Source organism: Geitlerinema sp. PCC 7407 (assembly GCF_000317045.1).
Classification (GTDB): domain Bacteria; phylum Cyanobacteriota; class Cyanobacteriia; order PCC-7407; family PCC-7407; genus PCC-7407.
On sequence record NC_019703.1, the window covers coordinates 4,608,145 to 4,632,934 of the forward strand.

Here is a 24,790-nt window from a genome sequence, read left to right on the forward strand (position 1 = left end):
TCGGTCGATAGAGCTAGAGTTCCCATTTGGGACTAAACAGCACCACTGCGGCGATTGAACACGATGGCAATGGTTTTGAGAATGAGCTTGATGTCGTACAAAAGGCTCCAGTTTTGCTGATAGCGCAGGTCTAGCCGAATCACGTCTTCGAAGTCCCGAATCTGCGATCGCCCATTGACCTGCCACTCCCCGGTCATGCCCGGCTTAACATCGAGGCGCTGCCACTCCGGCACCTCATAGCGCTCCACCTCATCGGGGGTCGGCGGACGCGTGCCCACCAGGCTCATCTCTCCGCGCAGCACATTCCAAAACTGGGGCAGCTCATCAAGGCTTGTGCGCCGCAAAAAGCGACCCACCTTGGTGACGCGAGGGTCATTGGCATTCTTGAACAGCGGCCCCGCTAGCTCGTTGCGCACCTGGGCTTTGCGGGCCTCTGCATCGGTGCACATCGAGCGAAACTTCCAGATGCGAAAGCGCTTGCCCATCCAGCCGCAGCGCACCTGGCCAAAGAAGATCGGGCCAGGGCTGTCGAGCTTGATCGCGATCGCGATCGGCACTAGCAAGATCGCCGTGATGCCCAGACCTGTCAGCGCTCCCACAATGTCGATCAGCCGCTTGAGCCAGGAGCGCACCGAGGGATGGGTGGGGTAGATTTCTGCTTCGCGGGGGGTGGGGCTCGGGGTTGCCTGATGGGGCTCGGCCTCGAAGGTCAGCAGCGCATCTAGGCCCGTCATGGCAAAGACAGCCATCACGGGCGATCGCACGCCTCGCAAGGTCAAGCCGCCGCCGTGCCGCTGAATCGTTTTGAGGTTACTCACCAGCGCCCCGATGCCGCTGCTGTCAATAAAGGTTGTTTGGTGAAAATCTAAAATCACCTGGGTGGGAAACGGAGACTGAGCATAAAGGTCTTGAAAGGCTTGCTTGAACGGCACCGCTTCCACCACACTCATGCGCGGCGGCATTTGCATGATGAGACGCTCTTGCTGGTTGGTAACCGGAAACTGAACCTCTGGCGTCTGGCTCATATTACAGAGAACCTTGCATGTATACAGCTGAGGGCCTACAAAATCGCCGCTCGGAGCAGGCATTGACCGGGCCGTATCGTTAGTTTGCCCGAAGCCAAGCCTCTCTCGCCACTGCTGGCAACGTGGCGCAGCCAGGGCTGTTTTTGGCTGCCAAAGCCCTGGCTGCAACGGTGGCCAATCGGGAGCAAGGCAGCGGGCTATCGCAGCTCGCGGGCGTAGACGACCCGGGCATCTAGGCCCCGCAGACGCAGCAGTTCGGCGAGATCCTCAGCGTCGCTCCGGCGCTCAAAGGCGCCTGCATTCACGTAGGTGCCCATTTTCGCGCTCGTCCGAAAGGCGTCGGGGACGCACCGGCGCACCGCAGCGAGGGTGGCGGCTTCTTGGCGGGCAGCAGGCACAATCACAACGTAGCGATGGTTTGCGGGACGGCCTAGGACGATGACGCTGCCTTCTTGGGCAGTGTTGTAAGCGCCTTGGGTCTGGGTCTGGGGGCAAACAAGGGGCGAATCGGCCTGGGCCAGAGTGCTGCTGGGCCACACCAGCCCAAGGGCGATCGCGGAAATCGGAAACCAAGCTGTCCAGGGCATAGTGACGAGGACCTTTTTTTGGCGGAAGACGAGAAACGTCACTTTCACCATACCGTTTGGCCTTGGTGGCAAACGCGGCGATCGCCTTAAGTTCTTCGGAAGGTCTACTGCTGGCAAATCTGGCCTTTCAAGCCGAAAATACTGTTTGGTATCGCGTCGTTTTTCCCTTGCGTTGAAACCCATGTCTTCCGCAGCGCCCTCTCTCCACTGGCCCGACCTGCTCCAGCAGCTGCTCGCTCAGCAGTCTCTCACCCAAGCCCAAGCCGCCGACCTGATGCAGGGGTGGCTGAGCGAAGCGATCCCGCCGGTGCTGTCGGGCGGGATCTTGGCCGCGCTCCAGGCCAAGGGCGTCTCGGCGGATGAGCTGGCGGGGATGGCGCGGGTGCTCCAGGCCCAGTCGGTCCAGACCGACCTCAAGGGCGATCGCACGCTGCCCTTGGTGGACACCTGCGGCACCGGTGGCGACGGCGCTTCGACCTTTAATATTTCAACGGCTGTGGCCTTTGTGGTGGCCGCCGCTGGCATTCCGGTCGCCAAGCACGGCAACCGCTCGGCCTCCGGCAAAGTCGGTTCCGCCGACGTTCTCGAGGCCCTAGGCATTCACCTGAGTGCCCCCATCGAGAAAATTCACGGTGCCCTGGAGGCCGTTGGCATCACCTTTTTGTTCGCTCCGGGCTGGCACCCAGCCATGAAGGCCGTCGCGCCCCTGCGCAAAACCCTGGGCGTTCGCACGGTGTTTAACCTGCTGGGACCGCTGGTCAATCCCCTGCGTCCCACCGGTCAGGTGATCGGCGTGCCCGACTCAGCCCTGGTGGGCACCATGGCCGAAGCGCTGGGCCAGCTGGGGGTGCAGCGGGCGATCGTCCTCCACGGGCGCGAGCGCCTCGATGAGGCGGGTCTAGCAGACCTGACGGACTTGGCGGTCCTGGCGGACGGTCGGGTCGAGACGCAGGTCCTCGATCCCCAGGCGCTGGGGCTGGCCCACGCGCCGACGGAGAGTCTGCGGGGAGGTGATGTGACCGAGAATGCCGAGATTTTGCGGGCGGTCCTCCAGGGCAAGGGCACGCAGGCGCAGCAAGACGTCGTGGCCCTAAACGCGTCCTTGGCCCTCCAGGTGGGGGGAGCGGTGCCCATGCTTGATCACGGCACGGGAATTGAGAAAGCGCGCGCGGTTTTGGCGAGCGGGGCCGCCTGGCAAAAGGCTGAGCAGCTGGTGGATTTCTTGGGCTAGGGCGTGGGGGACGGGGACGCTGTGGGCGCAGGGGACGGCGCCGAGGCGCGGTTTTGAAACTCCACGCTGCTTTCTTTGATGGTGACGTCGTATTGGCCAAAGAAATCCTGCCCCAGCAGGCCAATGTCGAGCTTTGGACCGGCGATCGCCACAGGTAGGTTTTCGACTTTGGCCTCCCTCACTTCGAGGGTTTTCAGCGTTCCTACCGGTAGCTCGATGCCTTTAGCATTGGCTGTGTTCACCTGCACGCGGCGGTTGGGATCCTCGGGGCGGACGTTGAGGGCAGCGGCCATGGGCTGGGTGATCAGGGTCATGCTGGCGCCGGTGTCGACGATCATTTCGTAGGTCGAGCCGCCGTTGAAGCTGACGTCAATCACGGGGGTGCCGGCAATGCGGCGCTTGATGGGAACGGCGATCGCCCCTTGGGCGGCCCCGGCCACCGGCGACTCGCTGGGCGCACCGGAGCTCAGGCGCACTGGGGGCTTGAGATTGGCCGTTTGCTGCACTTTTTCGCGGGCGATCGCCACATTTCGCTGATATTCGGCGATCTTGGCCTGGGCCTGGCTGCGGTTGGGGCTGCCCGCCGGAATCGCCTGGAGCAGGGCGATCGCCTCCTGCCAGCGGCTCGCCACCAGCTCCCAATCCGCCGAGGACTGGGCCGACGACGCAATGCTGGCCGCGCTAAACGCAATATCCATTGCATCTTGAAACAAAGCCGCCGGGTCGCGGGGCGGCGCGCTGGGCGTCGGGGGCGCAGCGGACGGCGAGGGCGAAGGGGTGATCGGCGCTGGGGTGGATGTCGAGGCTGCCAGCTCTTGGGCCGCCTCTCGGCGATCGGCCGCCAGCTCGGTCACGATCTCGACCAGCGCGCAGCCGCTCGTTCCCAGCACCAGCAGAGCCAGCCCCACCCCCCGACCGGTGAACTGCAGCACGCGCCAGAGGCCCTGATTGGCCGCCCTGGGATCGCCCTTCATCATCGCTTTGCCCCCCGACTGTCTTGTTTTTGCTCCCTAGCGAGCCTGAAATTCAATCCTATCTTGGCGAATTGTGAGGTCGTAGCCGCCAAAGAAGTCTTGGCCCAGCAGCCCCGTATCCAAGACAGGACCGGCGATCGCCACCGGCACATCCGCCACCTGGACTCCCCCCACCGCGATGGAGCTCACCACGCCCACCGGAATCTCCAACCCCACTTGGCTCGCCGTATCCACCCGAGCCACACCCACCGGCTTCACCTGAAGCTGGCTCGCCATACGCGGCGTGATCACCGTATTACTAGCGCCCGTATCCAGCATCATTTCAAAGGTATGGCGACCGTTGAAGGTCACGTCGATCACAGGAATCCCTGACTCGCGGCGCTTGATCGGCACCTGGAATGCATTGATCTGCATAGCCCGGGGTAGCGGTGCCCCCGTATTCGTGCACAGATAGCCCAAGTCCAGCACCTGGCCGTTGGCCTGCACCATGTAGCACTCATCTGAGGACGGCTGGGCGATCGCCCCCGTCGGCAGCCCCGCCGCCAGCATCACCGCCATCCCCAGTCCCGGCCACCGCCACCGCCACAACCCGTCCAGCAGCGATCGCCCAACGTTTCCACCGCACGATATCCAGCCTTCCATCGCGATTGCTCAGTAAACAACAGCTGTGGGCCATACCAAGGTCAACAGAAGTGCGATCGCCCCGTCTATAACCGCGAAGGATCGATCTTCCTAGCCCCCATTGTGGCGAAATCCTTAGGCCAATGACCAACGGTTTATCCCCCAGCAATGCCCCGGCTTTTTACACTTTTCGAGATTTTCTGACTTCTGCATCTTGACGAAATCTGTCATGCCATAATGGCCTTCGTGCCAATCTGTGTGCGAAGGTCGCCATGTCCCTATTTGATGCCCAACCCGCCATCCTCGTTCTCGCGGACGGAACCGTGTTTCACGGCAAATCCTTTGGAGCCTCCGGGACCACCATCGGAGAAGTCGTCTTCAACACCGGCATGACAGGCTACCAAGAAGTCCTCACCGACCCCAGCTACTGCGGCCAGATTGTCACCTTCACCTACCCCGAACTGGGCAACACCGGCATCAACCCCGAGGACGAAGAGTCCAGCGGCCCCCAGATTCGCGGCGTGATTGCGCGCAACATCACCACTCGTCCCAGCAACTGGCGCGCGACCCAGTCCCTCCCCAACTATCTCAAGCAGCACAACGTCGTTGCCATCTACGACATCGACACCCGCGCCCTCACCCGCAAAATTCGCTCCACCGGGGCCATCAACGGCGGCATTTCCACCACTATCTTGGACCCCAACGAGCTGCTGCGCCAGGTCCAAGCCGCTCCCAGCATGGCCGGTCTCAATCTGGTGCGCGAAGTCACCACCAGCAACACTTACGAATGGGTCGAGGCAACCCCCAGCGAGTGGGAATTTAGCCCCACAGCCGGCGCCAGTGACGAGGCACCCTTCAATGTCGTGGCGCTGGATTTTGGTCTCAAGCGCAATATTCTGCGACGCCTGGCGAGCTACGGCTGCCGGATCACCGTCGTTCCCGCCGACACGTCCGCCGAGAAGATCCTGGCCCACAATCCCGACGGCATTTTCCTGTCCAACGGGCCTGGGGACCCCGCCGCGGTCACCGAAGGCATCGCCACCGCCCGAGAACTCCTCAAAGCAGCCAAACCGATGTTTGGGATCTGCATGGGCCACCAAATTTTGGGCCTGTCCCTTGGGGCTGACACCTTCAAGCTCAAGTTTGGTCACCGGGGGCTCAACCAGCCGGCGGGTCTCGAGCAGCGCCAGGTGGAGATCACCAGCCAAAACCATGGCTTCGCGATTACCGAGGAGTCTCTGGGCGCGGACGTCGAGATCACCCACCTGAACCTGAACGATCGCACGGTTGCCGGCCTGCGTCACAAAGAGCTGCCGCTATTTTCGGTGCAGTACCATCCGGAGGCCAGCCCTGGTCCCCACGATGCAGATTATCTGTTTGAGCAGTTTGTCGAGGCGATGCGGGCTGCGCGCCAAAGGTCGGCGGCTTCCTGAGGCGCCCCAGGACTGACGGCCAGGACGCACCAAGTCCACCAGAGAGCAGGTTGCGATTCTGGGCGTCCTGGCATATACTGAAGCCTCGAATTGCGGAATATCAAGCTAGGAGGGTCCTATTCCTGAGCCACTGACCTTGACCGTGAGTTTGAGAGGGACTCGCGAAGTTAAGGATAACTACCAGCTATTTCGCCTTACGGGTCTGCTAGACGCCTTTTCGGAGCCGACCTTCCGTAAGGTGATGACCAAATTACTCGAAGAAGGTCCCAAAAATATCATCCTGGACCTCTCCCAGATCGACTTCGTGGACAGCTCAGGCCTTGGTGCTTTGGTGCAGCTCGCAAAGAAAGCCCAGGGAAGTGAAGGAACGCTGCAAATCGTCACAAATCCCCGAGTGACCCAGACGGTCAAGCTTGTTCGCCTAGAGCAGTTTCTTTCGCTCCAGCCCTCGGTAGACACCGCCATTGGCAACACCAAATCTGCTTAGTTGCCGCTATGAATTTCAGTACTGAAAAAGCTATCCGATAGGCCTTGTCGGATAGCTTTTGGTTTGCAGAGTCTCGGTAGTCGCCTAAGGTTGATCAGGCTGTTCTAGCAAAACTGTTTAAAATAGCCTCTAGACGCTTTGGGTCTTTTCCTTCAGTCTTTTTCTTTCCCGGTGGCGCAGTCCGGTGGATCACGCTGCTGTGTATGAGTTGCCTGTCGGGGTTGCTAGAGCTCTGGGCTGAAACAGGGTCCCTTGGGTTTCTGTCTTTGCTCGCCTCTCTTCGATCGCGCGTTGGTGCCTTCCTTTGGTGAATACGTTGGATACGCCGTCACAGCCGTTACCGGAACGACCTGAGTTGGAGATTGCGCTGCCTTGGGCGGCTTTGGGGAGACCCTGTGACCAGTCTCAAGCCCTCACCTCGGCTGAGATTCGTCGGCTCTCTCCGGTGGCTCTGGCTTATTTGGGTGACGCGGTTTATGAATTGTTTGTGCGGACTCGCTACTTGATGCCGCCTCGACGGATTCAGACGTATCACCATGAGGTGGTGGATCAAGTGCGGGCGGAGCGCCAGGCGGAGTATTTGCAGTCTTTGGAGCCCTATTTCACGCCGGAGGAGCTCGACATCCTCAAGCGGGGGCGCAATGCGGTGCCGTCGGGACGCACGAAGCGGGTGAGCCCGGAAATCTATCAACAAGCTTCTAGTCTAGAAACGCTGATGGGCTATCTCTATCTCACGGATCCGGCTCGGTTGTTTCAGTTGCTTAGCTATTTGCCGTTCGAAGCGAAGTCGAGTCTGACGGCCCACTCTTAATAACGTTGTTTTTTAAACGGTTTTGACTCAGCGCCCAACCGCGATCGCGGATGTGACGAGGCGCGCTGGGTCTAGGGGCGATCGCTTTTATCGCCTGTTTAGACCGTCGGTTTTGCCAATCTAGTTCTACCCAACATCTCTTCTGCCATGACTGATCATCCTCGCAAAGACAATTCTTCTAAGGGCAAATTCAATCGCTCCTCCGGTGGAGGCGGCAAGCCGAAGTTCAAGCGCTCCTTTGAGGGCGGATCGGCGGAGGGCGGCAAGCCGAAGCTGCGTCGCGGATCGGCGGAAGGTGGGAAGCCTCGCCTGGATCGCGGCGATCGCCCTGAGCGCGCCGATCGCTCGGATCGACCAGAGCGCCGCAGTGATGACGCTCCCAAGCGGCGGTCCTTTGAGGGGGGCAAGCCCCGCATGGATCGCGATCGCCCGCCTCGCTTCAAGGGTGAGCGGAGCGATCGCGGTGAGCGCTACGACCGGGGCGATCGCGCGGGCCGTCCTCCCCGGGGCGATCGCAATGAACACCCAAGCGCTGAAGCGCCCCTGGGCAACGCCAGCACGTCAGAAGACTCTGACCTGGTCTACGGGCGTCACCCCATTCTTGCCATCCTCGAAAGTCAGCGGCCCCTGAACCGAATCTGGGTCAGCACCCGTCTGCGCTACGATCCCCGCTTTCACTCCCTGCTCAACCAAGCCAAACTGAACGGCACCGTCATCGACGAAGTCGACAGCCGCCGCCTCGACCAGATCACCCGAGGCGCCAACCACCAAGGCGTCGCGGCCCAGGTCGCCCACTACGAATATTTGGAGATGGGCGATCTGATCGAGCAGGCCAAAGCCGCCGCCGACAATCCAGTGATTGTGATCGCCGATGGAATCACAGATCCCCATAACCTGGGCGCTATCATTCGCACAGCCGAATCCATTGGAGCCCAGGGCCTCGTGATCCCCCAGCGGCGAGCGGTGGGTGTGACGTCCACGGTCATGAAGGTTGCTGCCGGAGCTTTAGAATCTTTTCCAGTGGCAAGGGTTGTCAACCTCAGCCGAGCCTTGGAAGAATTAAAGGCAGCAGGTTTCTGGATTTATGGCACATCCTCCGAAGCCAGTCAGCCCGTTCACACGGTTCAATTCAGCGGCCCGATCGCGCTGGTGATTGGGGCAGAAGGGGAAGGATTGAACTTGCTGACTCAGCGCTGCTGTGATGTTTTGGTTTCCATTCCTTTGCAAGGAAAAACCCCGAGCCTCAATGCTTCAGTTGCTGCTGGTATGGCCCTGTACGAAATCTATCGACAGCGGTGGATCACAACTTTGAACCTCAGTAGCATGAAGAAAGATGGCGTTGAAAAAAGAATTGCAACGGAGTATAACAAGGTTTGAGGAAGGCTGATAAGCAGCGTACAGACGCTTGCAGTATCGTGTGGGACGCTTGGTAAATCGTTGGCATCGTTGGCGAAGAATTGGCGGATACCATGAAAGAATTCTTAATTAGCTTGCTTCATACCTTTGGGCTAGCTTGGTGGGTCGAGCTGAAAACCGACACTCCTCATTGCACCTACTACTTCGGTCCCTTCCTAACCTCGAATGAAGCTCAAAGGGCGAAGAGTGGCTACATTGAAGACTTGGAGCAAGAAGGCGCTCAGGGCATCGCGGTTTCTATTCGACGCTGCAAGCCTCCTGTGCTGACAATCGCTGATGACCTGGGGGAAGCTGAGCGCCGGGGAGGCGTTCCGGTTTTCAGCAGCCAACTCTAGGCACTGAAAATTGCTTCCTCGGCGGTTTTTGACAGCCTTGGGTTCCTGATTTCAAAGATTCCTGATGCTTGCGAGGAGCGATCGCCCTTTGATCCAACAAAAGGCGATCGCTTCTTCGTGTTTGTGGGGACTGCTGTGGGCAGGCTGCGCCTGGGTTAGGCGATCGCCTTGACCACGTGAGGGTGGCGATCGAGCCAGTGATCAATGTCCTGAAGCACCCGATCGGGGATCTCCCAGGGGAACAGGTGCGCCACATCCTCATAGAGTTGCCAGGTGCTGTGGGGCAGGTGCTGGGCGGTCTCGTAGCTGGCCTCTGGAGTGATGTGGCGATCGCACGACCCCGCCATGATCAGGGCCGGACACTGAATTTGCGATAGATCAGACAGGCGATTGTAGCGCTGACGCAGGGCAGCGGTGAGGGCCTGCTGGGCACTGCGAGAGGTCTGCAAAAAGGCGGGGGTACCTTCGCGGGCCAGATATTCGTAGGCGGTGGGCGTGTGGCGCTGGAGCAAGTAGCGATAGAGCGATCGCTGGCCAAAGGTCTGGATATGCCACTGCGCTCCGGGCTGAGCCAGGTTGATCAAAGACGCCAGCCCCGTATAAACATTGTCCTGCCAGGTGATGGGCGGATGGTTGCCCCGAGGGCGGGCCGCCGTCGCCACCAAAATCAGGCCGCTTACTCGCTGGGGCAGGCGCAGGGCCAGCTCCAGCGCCAAAATGCCGCCCAAGGACCAGCCCAGCACCAGGCAGCGCTGAATGTTTTGGGCATCGAGCAAGGCTTCGAGATCGGCGAGGTGATCGGCCATTTGAAAAGGGGTCTCGACGCGGCTTTTGCCGTAGCCGCGCAGATCCGGCGCGATCGTGCAAAAGCGCCGGGACAAATGGCCCGTGAAAACCGACAAACTCGCGCCCGACCCAGGATGGCCGTGGAGACACAGCACCGGAAAACCCGATCCCGCACTGCCGTGATGTAAGGCGATCGCCGCTGTCATGGGTTTCCTCCCTCTCCCGAAAAACGCTGGTGCCAATGCCGCTCCCAGCCCGTGTACCGAAATGTCTGGCATTGTTGCGGCTTGTGTTGCAGTCTGTGACGGACTTTGGGCGATCGCCCAAAAGCCCTGCCAAAGTGGCACTCTAGGAACAACCCTTCGTGTTCCCCCGAATGCCATGACTTCCATTTTCGCTGCCCTGACGGCATTGATCACTGGACTGACGACTGGGACACCTCGCCCCACCGAAGTAGCACCGCCTCCCCAGCCCGAGACCGCTCCCCTCAAGCGGCCCACACCAACCAAGTTGCTGCGCCGGCTGGAGGCGCGCGCCCGCCGCGACTATCCCGGCCACCCCGAGGCGTGGTATCGCCAGCGAGCGATGCAGATTTTGGACCGCTACCGCGACTAGAGATTGGGACTGAAAAGTGCGATCGCCGCGTAGCGCCCCCCAAAGCGGGACGGAGCCCCCAGCACCGGACCCTCCCTTTCTCGTGGGCGAAAATCTGGGCCAAACAGCGGCAAAGACGTCCACAGAATATACTGAAACTTTAGACTTTTAGACTGTGAGTCGAAGCGAGGTCATTGCATGGCATCCATCCGCGAGTTGCATCAACAACTCCTGAAAAAAGATCGCTCTGCTAAAGAAATCACCCAAGAAGCTTTAGATAGAATTCAGGCGCTAGAGCCAAAGCTGCGCAGCTTTTTACACATCACCGCAGAGCAGGCGATCGCCCAAGCAGAGCAGGTGGATGCCAAGATTGCCGCGGGTGAAGACATTGGCCCCTTGGCCGGCATTCCCATCGGCATCAAGGACAACCTCTGCACCCAAGGCGTCCCCACGACCTGCGGCTCCCGGATTCTCGAAGGCTTTGTGCCAGCCTACGAATCCACGGTCACGCGCAAGCTGGCCGAGGCAGGGGCGGTGATGGTTGGCAAGACCAACATGGACGAGTTTGCCATGGGCAGCTCGACCGAGACCTCGGGCTACCAAGTCACCGCCAACCCCTGGGATCTCGAGCGCGTGCCGGGGGGCTCCTCGGGCGGATCTGCGGCGGCGGTGGCGGCGGATGAATGCGTCGTGGCCCTGGGCTCAGACACCGGCGGCTCGATTCGTCAGCCCGCGTCCTTCTGCGGCGTGGTGGGCCTCAAGCCGACCTACGGTCTGGTGTCTCGGTTTGGCCTGGTGGCCTACGCCTCGTCCCTAGACCAGATTGGCCCCTTCGGCCGCTCTGTGGAAGATACGGCGATCCTGCTGAATGCGATCGCTGGCTACGACGCCAAAGACTCCACCAGCCTCAACCTCGATATTCCCGACTATACCCAGTTTCTCAAGCCAGACCTCAAGGGTCTGCGGGTCGGCATCATCACCGAGACCTTCGGGGAGGGTCTCGACAGCGTGGTGGATGATGCAGTGCGCAAGGCGATCGCCCAGCTAGAAGCCCTCGGCGCCGAAGTCAAAGAGATCTCCTGCCCCCGCTTCCGCTACGGCCTGCCCACCTACTACATCATCGCGCCCTCCGAAGCCTCGGCGAACCTCGCGCGCTACGACGGCGTCAAGTACGGCTTCCGCAGCGAAGACCCCGACAACCTGATGGCCATGTACACCCAGACTCGAGCCCAAGGCTTTGGTCCCGAGGTGAAGCGCCGGATCATGATCGGCACCTATGCCCTGTCGGCGGGCTACTACGACGCCTACTACCTCAAGGCCCAAAAAGTCCGCACGCTGATCAAGCAGGACTTTGAGGCCGCCTTTGGCCAAGTGGATGTGCTGGTGTGCCCCACTGCGCCCACCACCGCCTTCAAGGCCGGTGAGAAAACCTCCGATCCCCTGAGCATGTACCTGTCGGACCTGATGACCATCCCGGTCAACCTCGCGGGTCTGCCCGGTCTGAGCCTCCCCTGCGGCTTCGATGGCCAAGGCATGCCCATCGGCTTGCAGCTCATCGGTAATGTGCTCCGAGAAGATCAGCTTTTCCATGTCGCCTACGCCTACGAGCAAGCCACGGACTGGCACAACCATTGCCCCAAGATTGCCTAGGGATCTGGTTTGATCAGGGGGGCGCTGACTTCAGCGCCCCTTAGTCTGTGCTGCTTCTTCTCGATTGACTCTATCTATGACGCTCGCTGTCCTGGTCCCAGCCTTTAAACTTGGGCTGTTTCTCGCCACGATTGTTCTGATTGCCTACATCGCTGCCTGCGTTTTTTTGTTGCTCCGCCAAAATCGATTTATTTTCATGCCGTCGCCCTTTGTGGACCGGACGCCAGAGGATCTAGGCCTGAGTTACGAAGAAGTTTGGATTCCCGTTCCCAAGACGTTTAATACGCAAAAACTGCACGGCTGGTGGATTCCGGTTGCGAATCCCAAGGGCGTTGTGCTGCATCTGCACGGCAATGGCTTCAACATCGGGGCCAATCTGGATCAAACCAGGCGATTTCACAAGCTGGGCTACTCGGTTTTGCTGGCTGACTATCGGGGCTATGGGCGCAGTCAAGGCCCCTTCCCCAATGAAAAGCGGGTCTACGAAGACGCTGAGGCGATCTGGCAATATCTGGTCCAGATGCTGGGCGCGTCGCCTGCTGAGATTGTTTTGTACGGCCATTCCCTGGGCGGGGCGATCGCCATTGACCTGGCCGCCAAGCACCCCGAAGCGGCGGGCCTGATCGTCCAAAGCTCTTTTACGAGAATGCAGTCGGTGGTGGAGCGGGTCTGGCATCTGTGGATGTTTCCGGTGTCGCTGCTGCTGACTCAGCATTTCAAGTCCATTGAGAAGGTGCGATCGCTGCAAATGCCGGTCCTGTTTACCCACGGCACCCTAGATCAGGTGGTGCCGCCGGAGATGAGTCCGGCGCTCTACGCAGCGGCCCCCCACCCCAAAGAGCTGCTGATGGTGGAAGGCGCGGACCACAATAATGTGGGTGAGGTCGGTGGCGAAACCTATTTGCAGGTGCTGCAGCGATTTTTGGCCAGTACTCGACCTGCGGTAATGTCCAGTTCGGCGCTGCGTTAGCGCAGCGATTTTTGGTGTTTCTGGGTTCCTCTGCCGATGGCTGTGGACTATGACCTGGTAATTGTGGGCAGTACGCCCACGGCGATCGCGGCGGCACGGGCGGCTTTGCGATCCCAGGGACGCGTGGCCCTGGTCAGTCAGCGATCGCCCGAGGAGGGCTTGGGCCCAGAGACTCCCTTGTTGCCCAGCCTGAGCGCCCTAGGAGCGATCGCCCAGCAGCAGCCCCTGGCTCACTGGCTGGGGCTAGCCGACTCGGCCAGGGCGGAGCTCCAGTGGCCAGCGGCCCTGGCCTGGCACCACGCCCTCGGAGACACCCTGGCTCCTGACCCAGCCGTCTTAGCGGCGCAGGGCCTCGAAGTGATTTTGGGTCAGGGGGCGTTTCGGCGCGAGCCCAGCTTGGGGTTTAATCTAGCCGATCGCTGTCTGCGATCGCGCGCCTACCTGATCGCCACCGGCTCCCACACCGGGCGTCCCGCCATCGAGGGCCTCGACGCTGTGCCCTACTGGACCCCCGAGACGCTAGCAACGCAGCCCCCGGAGGTCTTGCCGGAGCGCCTGCTGATCCTGGGGGGTCAGGGCTTGGCAGTGGCCTGGGCCGAGGCCTTCGCTCGCTTTGGGGTAGCCGTCACCTTGATCACGCGCCAACCGAGACTGCTGCCCCAGGCCGAACCCGAAGCGGTGGCGCTGATCCAAGCTCAGCTCGAGGCGGACGGCGTGCGCATTTTGACCGGATCCCCGATCACCCAGGCGCGGATGCTGGACCAGGAGGTGTGGGTCCAGGCGGGCAATGATGCGCTGGCGGGCGATCGCCTGCTCGTGGTGGCGGCCCCGCAGCCGAACCTGACAGGACTCAACCTCGAAGCGGTGAGGGTCCGCGCCACGCCACGCGGCCTCAGCGTCAAGCCGTGGCTGCAAACGGCCCATCCCCGGATTTACGCCTGCGGTGCGGTGCTGGGCGGCGATCCGGCTCCCTACATTGGCCATCACGAAGCGGCGATCGCCGTCGAAAATGCCCTCTGGGGACGTCGCCGGGTGCCGCACTATCAAGCAATTCCCCAGTGGGTGCCCACCCAAAATCCCCTGATCAGCCTGGGCCTCACCGAAGCCCAAGCCAGCCAGCAGTACCACGAAGACGCCTGGGTCCTGCGCTGCCCCTACAAGGCTCTGCCCCAAGCCCATCTGCACCATCAGGTGAATGGTTTTGCCAAGCTGATCGTTCGTCCCAGCGGCCAGATTTTGGGTGCGCACATCCTCGGCCCCGCCGCGCCCGAGCTGATGAGCGCGATCGCCCTCCTCCAAGAGTCGTCCCAGGGGATGCCTGCCCTTGAGAGGCTGATTCCCATTGCTCCCAGCTACAGTGAAGTGTGGACGCAGCTCGGCCAGCAGTGGCGCGATCGCCGTCATCAGCGCTGGGGGCCGTGGCTTGAGGCTCTCGCGGCCTGGCGCCGCGCCCGTGCCCGCTAGCCGCCCTTTTTCGCCAATGAACCCGCCGAGTTGAACCCACCGATGAAACTTAAAGTCCACCCCTTGCATCCCCAGGCGATCTTGCCGAGCTACGCCCACCCCGACGACTCGGGCCTCGATCTGTGCGCGATCGCCTCCGCCACGATCGCCCCGGGCGAAAGCCGCCTCATCCCCACCGGCCTCAGCATCGAGCTACCGCCCAACACCGAAGCCCAGATCCGGCCCCGCAGCGGTCTCGCCCTGCGCCACCAGATCACCGTCCTCAACACCCCCGGCACCATCGACGAAGGCTATCGCGGCGAAATCGCCATCATTTTGATTAATCATGGCCGCCACCCCTTCACCGTGGAGCCCGGCATGAAGATTGCCCAAATGGTCATCGCCCCCGTACTGCGAGTGGCCGTCGAAGCCATTGGGACCGCCGACGCCCTGACGAGCACCGCTCGCGGCCAGGGCGGCTTCGGCTCCACGGGTTATCGAGTGGGCGATCGCTAGACTCGGGGCAGCGTCACCCGCTCCCGCTGATCTTGGTACTTGCCCTGGCGCTTCTCGTAGCTGACCGCGCACGGCTCCCCTTCCAAAAACAGCAGCTGCACCACGCCCTCATTGGCATAGATTCGGCAGTCAGCGCTCGATGAGTTCGAAAATTCGAGGGTCAGGTGTCCTCGCCACCCCGCCTCCGCGGGCGTCAGGTTGGCAATGATGCCCGAGCGGGCGTAGGTACTCTTGCCGATGCAAATCACCGACACATTTTCGGGCACCGACAGCCGCTCCAGCGCCACCCCCAAGCCATAGGAGTGGGCCGGCAAAATAAAAAAGTCCCCAGCCGCATCTTGGTGCAGCTTCGCAGGCTCTAGGTTGTCAGAGTTAAAGTTTTTGGGATCGACCACCGTCCCTGGGATGTGGCGGAAGATGCGAAACTCTGCCGGCGAGAGGCGAATGTCGTAGCCGTAGGACGACAAGCCATAGCTAATCACCGGGCGCAGGGGTCCCCCAGCCTCAGCGGTCACTTCTCGCACCAACGTCGGCAAAAACGGCTCAATCATGCCGTTTTCGGCCATCGCCGTAATCCAGGTATCGTTTTTGATCATGGCTCCCACTCAACCCTCAGGAGAGCGATCCTAGCACTCTCCGGATCGCTTTAGGGTGTCCCTGCCAGAGCCCCCTCAGGGCCGGTGGCTGCGGCGCAGCTCGGTGATCTGATCGGCCAGATCGAGCAGCGATGGGGGCATGTCTGGGCCGGTGAGAATGACATCGACGTGGTTGGGGCGGGTGCGCAAAAATTCCAGCACTTCTGCCTCAGGAATCAGGCCGAGGTGAATGGCAAGGCTGAGCTCGTCGAGGACAATCAGGGAATAGCGGCCCTCCGCGACCACGGTGCGGGTGTGCTGCCAGAGCTCTTGGAGCGATCGCGCTTCGCTCTCCTCGATTTGGGGCGTGTCGATGCAGCGGGGCAGATTGCAGCGGATCCACTCCAGGTTTTCGCCGAGGCGCACAGGGTGCTCATGCCCTTGATGGATGCCGCCCTTGAGAAACTGCACCACCAGCACAGGAGTCCCTTGGCCCGCGATGCGGAGGGCCTGGGCCATCACATTGGTGAAAAAGCTGCGGTGGGGGCTGGTGAAAACCTGAATCAGCCCCTCTAGCACGTAGGGCCGAGAGACAGCGGGATTGAGAGACGGGGCTTCTAGCTGCGAAACCATAGGGCCTGGGGAAAGTGCGGTGGTCACGATGGCGGTCCCGTCCAGAGCGAACCCCATCGGTCTCGACATCGATAGACAAAATATAGTGTATCTCTCGCAAAAATTCCCCGCCAAACGCTAGATATCTATTCACCTTCGGTTCAAACTTTGCTGCCCATTTCCCCACGTCCCCTGACAATCCCCTAGCGCTGACGGGTTTGCTTCCCCGAGTCCTGCTGTATTCTGGGAGGGATTCTTGAGGCATTTCCCATGGCTTGGCAGCGTCCCGATGGTCGCCAACCCGATGAACTGCGCCCGGTGCACTTCATCCGCAACTTTACTCGCTTCGCGCCGGGGTCGGTGCTGACCAAGTGCGGGGATACCCAGGTTTTGTGTACGGTGACGGTGCAGCCCGGGGTGCCGAGGTTTTTGGAGGGCAGCGGCCAGGGCTGGCTGACCGCGGAGTATCGGATGCTGCCAGGGGCGACGCCCCAGCGCCAGTCGCGGGAGTTTCTCAAGCTGTCGGGCCGGACCCAGGAAATTCAGCGGCTGATCGGCCGGAGTCTGCGGGCAACGCTGGATATGCAGGCCCTCGGGGAGTACACGATCACGGTGGATGCGGACGTGCTGCAGGCGGATGCGGGCACGCGGACGGCGTCGATCACCGGGGGGTTCGTGGCGCTGCAAGACGCGATCGCCCACCTGATGGAGCGAGGAGATTTGGCGCGATCGCCCATTTGCCGGCAAGTTGCGGCGGTCTCGGTAGGCCTGCTAAAAGGCGAGGCCTTCTTGGACCTAAACTATCCCGAGGACGTGGCAGCGGACACCGACTGCAACGTGGTGATGACCGACGAGCTCCAGATCATCGAGATTCAGGGGACCGCCGAAGAAGGCAGCTTCAGCCGCGCCCAGCTTAACCAAATCCTCGATTGCGCCGAAAAGGGCATTCGAGAGCTGCTGGAAGCCCAGCGCCAAGCCCTAGAAAGTCGCGCCTGAAAAGCCAATCAAACCGGTTTATTAACTGAAGTTAATCAACTTATTTGAAGGCAACGGATTTTGGCGTTTCGCTTTGTAATTTGAGTTTAAAAATTATTGCAAAGCCGTGAGCGGGCGATCGCTTTTTTGACAATCAGATCCCTTGCTGGGTAACGCTTTGGAGGGTTCGCTGATTAAATCGAGGCAGCGATCGCGCCTCGATTTTTTTGTGGGCCATTTCGCCATCTTTGAGACAATCAAAAGGGCCGAACGCCACAACCCTTCGCGCCTCTAGTGATCCACTGGGATTCTTTCATTTTTGGGGAGAACCCGTCACCCTTTTCCGCTTCACCGGACGCTAGCCCTCAGCAGAATGGAGAAATCTCTATGAAATTGGCCTACTGGATGTATGCAGGCCCCGCGCACATTGGCACCCTTCGCATCGCCAGTTCTTTTAAGAACGTCCATGCCATTATGCATGCCCCTCTGGGGGACGATTACTTTAATGTCATGCGATCGATGCTGGAGCGGGAGCGCAACTTTACCCCCGTGACCACCAGCGTGGTCGATCGCAACGTCCTCGCCCGCGGCTCCCAAGAAAAAGTCGTTGACAATATCGTGCGCAAGGACGGCGAAGAGCACCCCGACTTGATTGTGCTGACGCCGACCTGCACCTCCAGCATCTTGCAAGAAGACCTGCAAAACTTTGTGGAGCGGGCTCAGCTCGACTCGAAGGGCGATGTCCTGCTGGCCGATGTCAACCACTACCGCTACAACGAACTCCAGGCCGCCGATCGCACCCTCGGCCAGATTGTGCGCTTCTACCTGGACAAGGCCGCCAAAAAAGGCGAACTGCCCAGCGGCAAAACGGAGCAGCCCTCCGTCAACATCATTGGCCTTACCACCCTCGGCTTCCACAACAATCACGACTGCACCGAGCTGAAGCGACTGATGGCCGACCTGGGCATTACGGTGAACGCCGTCTTGCCCGAAGGCGCATCGGTCCAGGATCTCAAGAACCTGCCGCGAGCCTGGTTTAACCTGATCCCCTATCGAGAACTGGGGCTCTCGACCGCCCAGTATCTCCAAGAACACTTTGGGACGCCCTACGTGGACGTGACGCCCATGGGCGTTGTGGAGACGGCCCGCTGCCTGCGCCAGATCCAGGCGGTGCTCAACGAGCAGGGGGCAGCGGTCAACTACGAAGCGTACATCGAGGAGCAAACCCTCCACGTCTCCCAGGCCGCCTGGTTTTCGCGCTCCATCGACTGCCAAAACCTGACGGGCAAGAAGGCAGTGGTCTTTGGGGACAACACCCACGCGGCTGCCATCACCAAGGTGCTGGCGCGGGAGATGGGGATTCAGGTGGTCATGGCGGGTACCTACTGCAAATACGATGCAGACTGGTTCCGCGAACAGGTCGGCCCCTACTGCGATGAGGTGCTGATCAGCGAGGACAATGCGGAAATCGCCAATGCGATCGCCCGCCTAGAGCCCGCCGCCATCTTCGGCACCCAGATGGAGCGCCACGTCGGCAAGCGCCTGGATATTCCCTGCGGAGTCATTTCGGCCCCCATTCATATTCAGAATTTCCCCATTGGCTACAAGCCCTTTGTCGGCTACGAAGGCACCAATCAGCTGGTGGACTTGATTTACAACTCCTTCACCCTGGGTATGGAGGACCACCTACTGGAAATCTTTGGCGGTCACGACACCAAGGACGTGATCACCAAAGAAATGGCGCCCGATTCTGATCTGAACTGGACCAAAGATGGTCTGGCTGAACTGAACAAAATTCCTGGGTTTGTACGCGGCAAAGTCAAGCGCAATACTGAACGGTTTGCGCGCGATCGCGGCCTGAGCGATATCAACGCTGAGGTGCTCTACGCTGCCAAAGAGGCAGTGGGTGCATAAAACCAGTTGGCGCGAGAAGGGGCGATCGCCCCTTCTGCGTCTAAATCATGTTTGGAGCAGCGCCTTGCTGCTCTTTTTTTTAATCTTTTTGCCCCTTTTTGGCGCGGGCGTTCATTTTGGTGGTGCGAGGGGGAGCTAAGCTAACCGATTTGCCGGAAAGACTGGGTTTGATGAAAAGATTGGGGGCCGACCTAGGCAAGGTTTGGCCCTATTCGCCACCCCAAGCCGATTCCCAGTCTGGGCATTTCTCCTCTTCGGCGCCGTAGGGATGCATGGCGCACACAAAAGCAACGCCATTGTAGGAGTGGCCGTGATAGTTGCAGCAGCCTGCGCAGGCGGCATGCTCATTCAAGATGGGCTCGACGGTTTGAGCAAAGGGTTGGGCTGTCTCCTCGACAGAATGTTCAAACAGCGTCAGCGCGTCCGCAATGGTTTCAAAGAAATCATCTAGCTGCTGATCGAGATCCGGAAAAAGCTGGTGTTGAACTTGTTCAGCAAATTCTTCAACGCCTGTGAAGAAGGCATCGGTTTTGTCGACCAAGTCTTGGGAAATTTCGAGCACGCGCTGCTCAGCATCCGTGGCGATCGCCTCCCAGGCCTTCCAAAATTCCGTTGACCAGTCTTCCATATTGTCTGTACTCCAGGCCGTTACGCTCTCTTTTTAGACCCTCTGACCCGCACCTTTACCCGAGAGTTTCGGTTAGTCCCGGCGCAGCCGTCTCAGCTCGTCTTGCAGCGACTGGACCTGCTGACGCAGCCGCTCGACATCATCTACGGGCGGCGCTCCGGCCGGTTGGGACGATGCGTTCGGTTCTTCATCATCCACAATCTCGATGCGGCGAGGCTCCCGGGGCTGATCAGGCACCGGCTCTGCCCCAGGCGTTTGGGCCTGCTGCACCAAGTCATCCACCATGCGCCGCGCCTCTTCGGTGGTCATTTCACCGCGAGCCACCAGTTCATCTGCCAATTTCTGAGCTTGAGCCCGCAGCTCTGTCAGCTTTGTTCCTGCTTTTTCACCCGCGTAGGAAGCAAGGCCTACCCCCAGATAGACCGCTTTCTGAAACAGATCGCTAAAGCCGCTCATGTGCCGATCCCTCAAGCTAGAAAGGTTGAAGTGATTTCTGCTTTCAGGATACGAAGAAAGGGAGGCGACTGCCCACCGCGAGCATGGCGCAATTTACGGGGAATTTTGGGCGGTCTTCCGCCCTTTCGGGGTAAAAATGCAAAAGACCCGGAGACCACGCCTGTTACAAGCATCCCGTATTGCTGCTACCTTCCGGTCCTGACAAGATTTGGGCGTTGTAACCGCATGGGTCCGAGTCAACTTTAGGATAACACTATTTGGCGATCGCCCGCAGCTCCAGAGAAACTTTGGCGGGGCGATCGCCTCGGGTTCACAAATCCCTAACGCTTGGGCCGCTGCACAATCGTTTCGAGGACTCGCTTTTTGCCCTTCGGATCGATGCCCACTAGGCGCACATACTCGCTCGGGTGGTCAGCAATGCAGCTTTCAAGAGCGGCGATCGCCTCCTCAGGGCGCGCCGTATCCAGCGTGGCGCAGCAGTTCCACGAATTGGTCCGGAAGCGGCGCTCATCCACCACCTCGATACCCACCCGGTGGCCATTGCGCACCAGTTGGCGCACCTGCTCCGCCACCTCAGAGGTCAAGGGCGAGCTTGAGGCACTACTGCCACCGGAGGAAGGCGGTCTAGACACCGGCACCGAAGGCGCTGCGGCAGGCGCGGACGGCGCGGACGGAGAGTGCGAATCCATCAGCACCCGGTTATACTCCTCCGCCAGTCGCGACGTGCGCACCCGCTCCTGCTCCTGCACCATCAGGTAGCCAAACTCCAGCAGGCGCTCCAGCGTGAAGCGCGGCTTCTGGAACGTGGGGGCTCCTTCCTTGCTGTTGAGCAGGCGGAAAGACACCTGCTCCACGCCCACCTCCTGAATAAAGCGGCGCACCTGCTCGTCATAAAAGCGCGATCGCAGCGCCCCAAAGAAATCGATCGACTGCGCCGGAAACGTATCTACCAAGCGCTCAAAATCTTGGCGGGACAGGCCATCATCCGAAAAAATCCCGCTCACAATGCCGACGCGATCCTCATAGTCCGGATCCCAGTAAAACTTCTCCATCCGGCCATCGCGGATCAGCGGCGCATACAGCGTCGAGAAATCATTCCCCGTCACCAAAATCGGCACCCGCGGCAGCGGCTTCTCATCGTAGCTGCCCGGCAGCTGCACATTCGTCGGATTATCCGCAATATTCATCAGCGTCGCATTCACGAGCTGAGTATTCACCGTATACTGCGTCCCGCCGTCAAAACGGCCCGCCCCCGCATCCAAATCATTAATCATCAAAACGCACATCCGGCCGCGCGTCCGGATATACTCCCCCGCCTCCCGGTAGCGCAGCCGGATCAGACGCGCCGGATCGCCCGCATCCGGGCTCTCCAGTTCCCCCGCCGACATATGCACCGGCTCAATTCCCATCCGCTCAAACACCAGCTCACACTGGAAAGACTTTCCCTCCCCCTTGCGGCCGTGGATTCCCAAAATGAGCGGAACCTTGACCCCCGGCAAGTCTAGAAAATTCTTCGTAATATGCACCGCGACCTTATCCAGGAATCGCGGCGAAACATAAAAACTCATCGCCTTTCACCCTCCATCTATGCAAAAAGGGGGGCAGAAACCCTACCCCCCAATCTTTGAGATACCTTGTTATATCTGCGTTCTAGCCTCTAAAGGCACAAGCCACCGACTTAGTAGCGGTAGCCGCCGCTGTTGGGCTTGTGAACGATGAAGCTGAGCGTTTGGCACTGCTTGATGTTGTCGAAGCCGATCACGCGGATGTAGCAGTTGGGGTACTCAGAACGGCACTGTTGCACTTCGTTCAGGACCTCTTGAACGCTGTTGGCGCTGAACAGAGGCAGCTTCCACATCGTCCAGTACACTTCGGTGGGGTTAGAGGTTTCGTTGAACTCAACCGCCGCGAAGTAGCCCTGATCCAAGATGTACTGGACCTGACGAGCGATCTGCGCATCCGACAGAGGGGGCAGATAGGAAAGGGTTTCGAAGCGACGCTCTTTCTTTAGTGTTTGCATGACTTCCTTTGATTTTGTTGCGCAAGCTAGATTTAATCGGGTTCAGAACCGGGCTGAGCCTCAGGTTCTGGGGAGTCAGGCAGGGTCATTTGCGTAATGCGCTCCAGGTACTGGCGGCGGTACTCGACGTTGGCTTGCTGGATACCGCTTTGCACCATTTCTGGCAAAAACTCGGCAATTTCTTCAGCCAAATGCTGTCGCACCGTCATGACGCGAAACGCCAGTTCCTGGTTTGCTTGCAGCAATTCTTGCAGATAGGCTTCACCATCTTGGAGCTTGCCAGTCGAGGAGAAACTACTAAGCCAGTGGCCGCGGGGGGGATCGGTCTCATTGAGCTGATTAACGATGACCCGCACAGCTTGGTACGTCAGATAGCTGATCGTGACCTTGGCCGTTTGCTTCGCAAGACTTTTGAGATCCATAAGCTGGTTTACCGTGACCCCCATCCCAACCGTTGATTTGGATAGGGCTGAGTGCTTAGGGGCTAGCGCCAGCGACCGCTGAGGCGCTCATGGCCGGGGCCGGGCGCTGCCCTCTAAACACTACTAGCCGATAGCCGGAGATCAGACGGTATCAACAGTCTCGAACTCGAACTTGATTTCCTTCCAAACTTCGCAAGCAACGGCGAGTTCAGGAGACCACTTAGCTGCTTCGCGGATGATGTCGCCGCCTTCGCGGGTGAGGTCACGACCTTCGTTACGAGCTTGGACGCAAGCTTCCAGAGCAACGCGGTTTGCGGTTGCGCCAGGAGCGTTGCCCCAGGGGTGACCGAGGGTACCACCACCGAACTGGAGGACGGAGTCGTCGCCGAAGATTTCCACCAGAGCGGGCATGTGCCACACGTGGATACCACCGGAAGCCACTGCCATCACGCCAGGCATAGCAGCCCAGTCTTGGGTGAAGTAGATACCGCGAGACTTGTCTTCTTCGACGTAGTTTTCGCGCAGCAGGTCAACGAAGCCCATGGTGATGGCTTTGTCGCCTTCGAGCTTACCCACGACGGTACCGGTATGGATGTGGTCACCACCGGACATCCGCAAGCACTTGGCAAGGGTCCGGAAGTGCATACCGTGGTTCTTTTGACGGTCGATCACGGCGTGCATTGCACGGTGGATGTGCAGCAGCAGGCCGTTGTCGCGGCACCACTTGGAGAGGGTGGTGTTGGCGGTGAAGCCTGCAGTGAGGAAGTCATGCATGATGATGGGCATGCCGAGCTCTTTGGCGAACTCAGCGCGCTTGAGCATTTCTTCGCAGGTGGGGGCGGTCACGTTGAGGTAGTGACCCTTGACTTCGCCGGTTTCAGCTTGGGCTTTGTGGATGGCTTCTGCAACGAACAGGAAGCGATCGCGCCAGCGCTGGAAGGGCTGGGAGTTGATGTTCTCGTCGTCCTTGGTGAAGTCGAGACCACCGCGCAAGCACTCATACACAGCGCGGCCGTAGTTCTTAGCAGACAGACCGAGCTTGGGCTTGATGGTGCAGCCGAGGAGAGGACGACCGTACTTGTTGATCTTGTCGCGCTCAACTTGGATGCCGTGGGGAGGACCTTGGAAGGTCTTCAGGTAGGCAACGGGGATGCGAAGGTCTTCGAGACGCAGGGCCTTGAGGGCCTTGAAGCCGAAGACGTTACCCACGATGGAGGTCAGCAGGTTGGTGACGGAGCCTTCTTCGAACAGGTCGAGGGGGTAGGCGATGTAGCAAATGTACTGGTTGTCTTCGCCCCGCACAGGCTCGATGTCGTAGCAACGGCCTTTGTAGCGATCGAGGTCCGTTAGCAGGTCGGTCCACACCGTGGTCCAGGTACCGGTGGAGGACTCAGCTGCTACTGCTGCACCAGCTTCCTCGGGAGGAACGCCGGGCTGGGGGGTCACTCGGAAAGCCGCCAGGATGTCGGTATCCTTGGGCGTGTAATCCGGAGTGTAGTAGGTCAGCTTATAGTCTTTAACTCCGGCCTGGTACCCAGTTTTCGCCTGAGTCTTTGTTTGGGCGTAAGACATAAATTTCCCTTCCTAAGGAATCACTTAACCTTGACTAGTTTCGCCTATTCAGACCTCCCCAAAATCTTTTCGACGAGGACCTGAACAGTTCAGATGAAGATAGCTTTGCTTGGTTAGCTAAGGATTTCTCGCGGCTAACGCTTTTTAAGCAATGGGATTGGGATTCGCCAAATTTTTCTTCTTGTACCCAACCGGGCACTTCCAAGAATATATCAGGAATTCTATAAGTTATATTTCGAATCTTCTTTATGTTTTTATAAGTTTTATTTATAGAGCCTTGTTTCTTGATTGCATTGTGCTTTTGGGTGGGAGATCTGGGGGCTGGGATCACTCAAGTCGTAGGGCGATCGCGAACCCAAGGAACGCACAACTGATGCCCGCTGTCAATGTTTTAAACGAGTTTTTGAGACGTTAGGAAGCGCAAGATCTCATTCAAGAATCTCAATTCTTTTGAGATTAGTGCTTGCGCGATGCTAAATAATTGCAACTTTTTCTTGGTTTTTTTCGAGATTGGTCAATGTTGCTGTATGGGGTTCTTGGAATGTTCAAAAAACTCATCAAATGCGTTTTCTAGCAACTTTTTATTGACGCTGGGATTGAGGAGGAGAATCTGCGCTGTAAACGCTATTTATGGGTGATTTGGTTGTGTTTTTGGAGAATTGGGGGGCAGGATTTACCCAAGGTTGGGGCGATCGCTAATCCTACCAGAGGATGGGGACAAGGTTGAGCGATCGGGC

Annotated in this window: 26 protein-coding genes and 1 other RNA gene; 13 read left to right on the forward strand and 14 right to left on the reverse strand. The window is 59.5% G+C overall.

What is annotated here, in order from left to right; all coding sequences use genetic code 11:
- Window positions 1-32 precede the first annotated feature (32 nt).
- Both GEI7407_RS18870 and GEI7407_RS19795 read right to left on the reverse strand, forming a co-directional pair.
- Window positions 33-1,025: a sugar transferase gene (locus tag GEI7407_RS18870; RefSeq protein ID WP_015173816.1), complete on the reverse strand. Its 993-nt coding sequence runs from the start codon at window positions 1,023-1,025 to the stop codon at window positions 33-35.
- 197 nt (window positions 1,026-1,222) lie between these two features.
- Window positions 1,223-1,663 (reverse strand): hypothetical protein, encoded by a 441-nt coding sequence (locus GEI7407_RS19795; protein ID WP_015173817.1) that lies wholly within the window; start codon window positions 1,661-1,663, stop codon window positions 1,223-1,225.
- 130 nt (window positions 1,664-1,793) lie between these two features.
- Between GEI7407_RS19795 and trpD the strand changes: the two genes are divergently transcribed.
- The gene (trpD, locus tag GEI7407_RS18880) at window positions 1,794-2,843 is read left to right on the forward strand and encodes an anthranilate phosphoribosyltransferase (RefSeq protein ID WP_015173818.1); all 1,050 of its coding nucleotides are present in this window, start codon (window positions 1,794-1,796) and stop codon (window positions 2,841-2,843) included.
- Here the strand turns inward: trpD and GEI7407_RS18885 are convergent.
- Together GEI7407_RS18885 and GEI7407_RS18890 are read right to left on the reverse strand one after the other, a co-directional pair.
- On the reverse strand, window positions 2,840-3,820 hold the full coding sequence (locus GEI7407_RS18885; protein WP_015173819.1) for a TIGR02281 family clan AA aspartic protease: 981 nt from the start codon (window positions 3,818-3,820) through the stop codon (window positions 2,840-2,842). The genes trpD and GEI7407_RS18885 overlap by 4 nt on opposite strands.
- Window positions 3,821-3,853: 33 nt before the next feature.
- A complete protein-coding gene (locus GEI7407_RS18890; protein ID WP_015173820.1) occupies window positions 3,854-4,459 on the reverse strand; it encodes a TIGR02281 family clan AA aspartic protease in 606 nt (201 codons plus the stop codon).
- A 251-nt stretch (window positions 4,460-4,710) separates the two neighbouring features.
- Here GEI7407_RS18890 and carA point away from each other — a divergent pair, with 251 nt between their 5' ends.
- From carA to GEI7407_RS18915, 5 genes are all read left to right on the forward strand, one after another.
- Window positions 4,711-5,871, forward strand: coding sequence for a glutamine-hydrolyzing carbamoyl-phosphate synthase small subunit (carA, locus tag GEI7407_RS18895; RefSeq protein WP_015173821.1), 1,161 nt, complete (start codon window positions 4,711-4,713; stop codon window positions 5,869-5,871).
- Window positions 5,872-6,013: 142 nt separating this feature from the next.
- Complete coding sequence (locus tag GEI7407_RS18900; RefSeq protein WP_015173822.1) at window positions 6,014-6,358, forward strand: STAS domain-containing protein; 345 nt, start codon at window positions 6,014-6,016, stop codon at window positions 6,356-6,358.
- Between the two features lie 355 nt (window positions 6,359-6,713).
- Entirely contained in the window at window positions 6,714-7,169 is a 456-nt protein-coding gene (locus GEI7407_RS18905; RefSeq protein ID WP_150109826.1) for a ribonuclease III domain-containing protein, read from the forward strand.
- Between the two features lie 147 nt (window positions 7,170-7,316).
- A complete protein-coding gene (gene rlmB, locus GEI7407_RS18910) occupies window positions 7,317-8,546 on the forward strand; it encodes a 23S rRNA (guanosine(2251)-2'-O)-methyltransferase RlmB (protein WP_015173824.1) in 1,230 nt (409 codons plus the stop codon).
- Between the two features lie 92 nt (window positions 8,547-8,638).
- Entirely contained in the window at window positions 8,639-8,920 is a 282-nt protein-coding gene (locus GEI7407_RS18915; protein WP_015173825.1) for a DUF1816 domain-containing protein, read from the forward strand.
- 155 nt (window positions 8,921-9,075) lie between these two features.
- Here the strand turns inward: GEI7407_RS18915 and GEI7407_RS18920 are convergent, their stop codons facing one another.
- Window positions 9,076-9,912 carry an alpha/beta fold hydrolase gene (locus GEI7407_RS18920; protein WP_015173826.1) on the reverse strand — a complete coding sequence of 279 codons (837 nt, stop codon included), beginning with the start codon at window positions 9,910-9,912 and terminating at the stop codon, window positions 9,076-9,078.
- A 175-nt stretch (window positions 9,913-10,087) separates the two neighbouring features.
- Here GEI7407_RS18920 and GEI7407_RS18925 point away from each other — a divergent pair, with 175 nt between their 5' ends.
- The 5 genes from GEI7407_RS18925 (at window position 10,088) to dut (ending at window position 14,879) form a co-directional block, all read left to right on the forward strand.
- Window positions 10,088-10,321 carry a hypothetical protein gene (locus GEI7407_RS18925; protein ID WP_015173827.1) on the forward strand — a complete coding sequence of 78 codons (234 nt, stop codon included), beginning with the start codon at window positions 10,088-10,090 and terminating at the stop codon, window positions 10,319-10,321.
- A 177-nt stretch (window positions 10,322-10,498) separates the two neighbouring features.
- Window positions 10,499-11,950 (forward strand): Asp-tRNA(Asn)/Glu-tRNA(Gln) amidotransferase subunit GatA, encoded by a 1,452-nt coding sequence (gene gatA, locus GEI7407_RS18930; RefSeq protein WP_015173828.1) that lies wholly within the window; start codon window positions 10,499-10,501, stop codon window positions 11,948-11,950.
- Between the two features lie 76 nt (window positions 11,951-12,026).
- A complete protein-coding gene (locus GEI7407_RS18935; RefSeq protein WP_015173829.1) occupies window positions 12,027-12,920 on the forward strand; it encodes an alpha/beta hydrolase in 894 nt (297 codons plus the stop codon).
- Window positions 12,921-12,956: 36 nt separating this feature from the next.
- On the forward strand, window positions 12,957-14,384 hold the full coding sequence (locus GEI7407_RS18940) for an NAD(P)/FAD-dependent oxidoreductase (protein WP_015173830.1): 1,428 nt from the start codon (window positions 12,957-12,959) through the stop codon (window positions 14,382-14,384).
- 42 nt (window positions 14,385-14,426) lie between these two features.
- Window positions 14,427-14,879 carry a dUTP diphosphatase gene (dut, locus tag GEI7407_RS18945; RefSeq protein WP_015173831.1) on the forward strand — a complete coding sequence of 151 codons (453 nt, stop codon included), beginning with the start codon at window positions 14,427-14,429 and terminating at the stop codon, window positions 14,877-14,879.
- Here dut and dcd read toward each other — a convergent pair.
- Together dcd and GEI7407_RS18955 are read right to left on the reverse strand one after the other, a co-directional pair.
- A complete protein-coding gene (gene dcd, locus GEI7407_RS18950) occupies window positions 14,876-15,475 on the reverse strand; it encodes a dCTP deaminase (protein WP_015173832.1) in 600 nt (199 codons plus the stop codon). The two genes, dut and dcd, sit on opposite strands and share 4 nt — an antisense overlap.
- A gap of 75 nt (window positions 15,476-15,550) precedes the next feature.
- Window positions 15,551-16,087 (reverse strand): P-loop NTPase family protein, encoded by a 537-nt coding sequence (locus tag GEI7407_RS18955; protein ID WP_041268535.1) that lies wholly within the window; start codon window positions 16,085-16,087, stop codon window positions 15,551-15,553.
- Between the two features lie 249 nt (window positions 16,088-16,336).
- Between GEI7407_RS18955 and rph the strand changes: the two genes are divergently transcribed.
- Together rph and bchB are read left to right on the forward strand one after the other, a co-directional pair.
- Window positions 16,337-17,062: a ribonuclease PH gene (gene rph, locus GEI7407_RS18960; RefSeq protein WP_015173834.1), complete on the forward strand. Its 726-nt coding sequence runs from the start codon at window positions 16,337-16,339 to the stop codon at window positions 17,060-17,062.
- A gap of 366 nt (window positions 17,063-17,428) precedes the next feature.
- Window positions 17,429-18,955 carry a ferredoxin:protochlorophyllide reductase (ATP-dependent) subunit B gene (bchB, locus tag GEI7407_RS18965; protein WP_015173835.1) on the forward strand — a complete coding sequence of 509 codons (1,527 nt, stop codon included), beginning with the start codon at window positions 17,429-17,431 and terminating at the stop codon, window positions 18,953-18,955.
- A 208-nt stretch (window positions 18,956-19,163) separates the two neighbouring features.
- Here bchB and GEI7407_RS18970 read toward each other — a convergent pair whose 3' ends face one another.
- The 7 genes from GEI7407_RS18970 to GEI7407_RS18995 form a co-directional block, all read right to left on the reverse strand.
- Window positions 19,164-19,583 (reverse strand): hypothetical protein, encoded by a 420-nt coding sequence (locus GEI7407_RS18970; RefSeq protein WP_015173836.1) that lies wholly within the window; start codon window positions 19,581-19,583, stop codon window positions 19,164-19,166.
- A 72-nt stretch (window positions 19,584-19,655) separates the two neighbouring features.
- The gene (locus GEI7407_RS18975) at window positions 19,656-20,039 is read right to left on the reverse strand and encodes a phasin family protein (protein ID WP_015173837.1); all 384 of its coding nucleotides are present in this window, start codon (window positions 20,037-20,039) and stop codon (window positions 19,656-19,658) included.
- Window positions 20,040-20,180: 141 nt separating this feature from the next.
- Window positions 20,181-20,277, reverse strand: an RNA gene (gene ffs / locus GEI7407_RS19805) — signal recognition particle sRNA small type.
- A gap of 82 nt (window positions 20,278-20,359) precedes the next feature.
- A complete protein-coding gene (locus GEI7407_RS18980) occupies window positions 20,360-21,607 on the reverse strand; it encodes a ribulose bisphosphate carboxylase small subunit (RefSeq protein WP_015173838.1) in 1,248 nt (415 codons plus the stop codon).
- 110 nt (window positions 21,608-21,717) lie between these two features.
- Entirely contained in the window at window positions 21,718-22,059 is a 342-nt protein-coding gene (locus GEI7407_RS18985) for a ribulose bisphosphate carboxylase small subunit (RefSeq protein ID WP_015173839.1), read from the reverse strand.
- A gap of 32 nt (window positions 22,060-22,091) precedes the next feature.
- Window positions 22,092-22,481 (reverse strand): RuBisCO chaperone RbcX, encoded by a 390-nt coding sequence (gene rcbX / locus GEI7407_RS18990; protein ID WP_041268536.1) that lies wholly within the window; start codon window positions 22,479-22,481, stop codon window positions 22,092-22,094.
- A 141-nt stretch (window positions 22,482-22,622) separates the two neighbouring features.
- The gene (locus tag GEI7407_RS18995; RefSeq protein WP_015173841.1) at window positions 22,623-24,053 is read right to left on the reverse strand and encodes a form I ribulose bisphosphate carboxylase large subunit; all 1,431 of its coding nucleotides are present in this window, start codon (window positions 24,051-24,053) and stop codon (window positions 22,623-22,625) included.
- Between the last annotated feature and the right edge of the window lie 737 nt (window positions 24,054-24,790).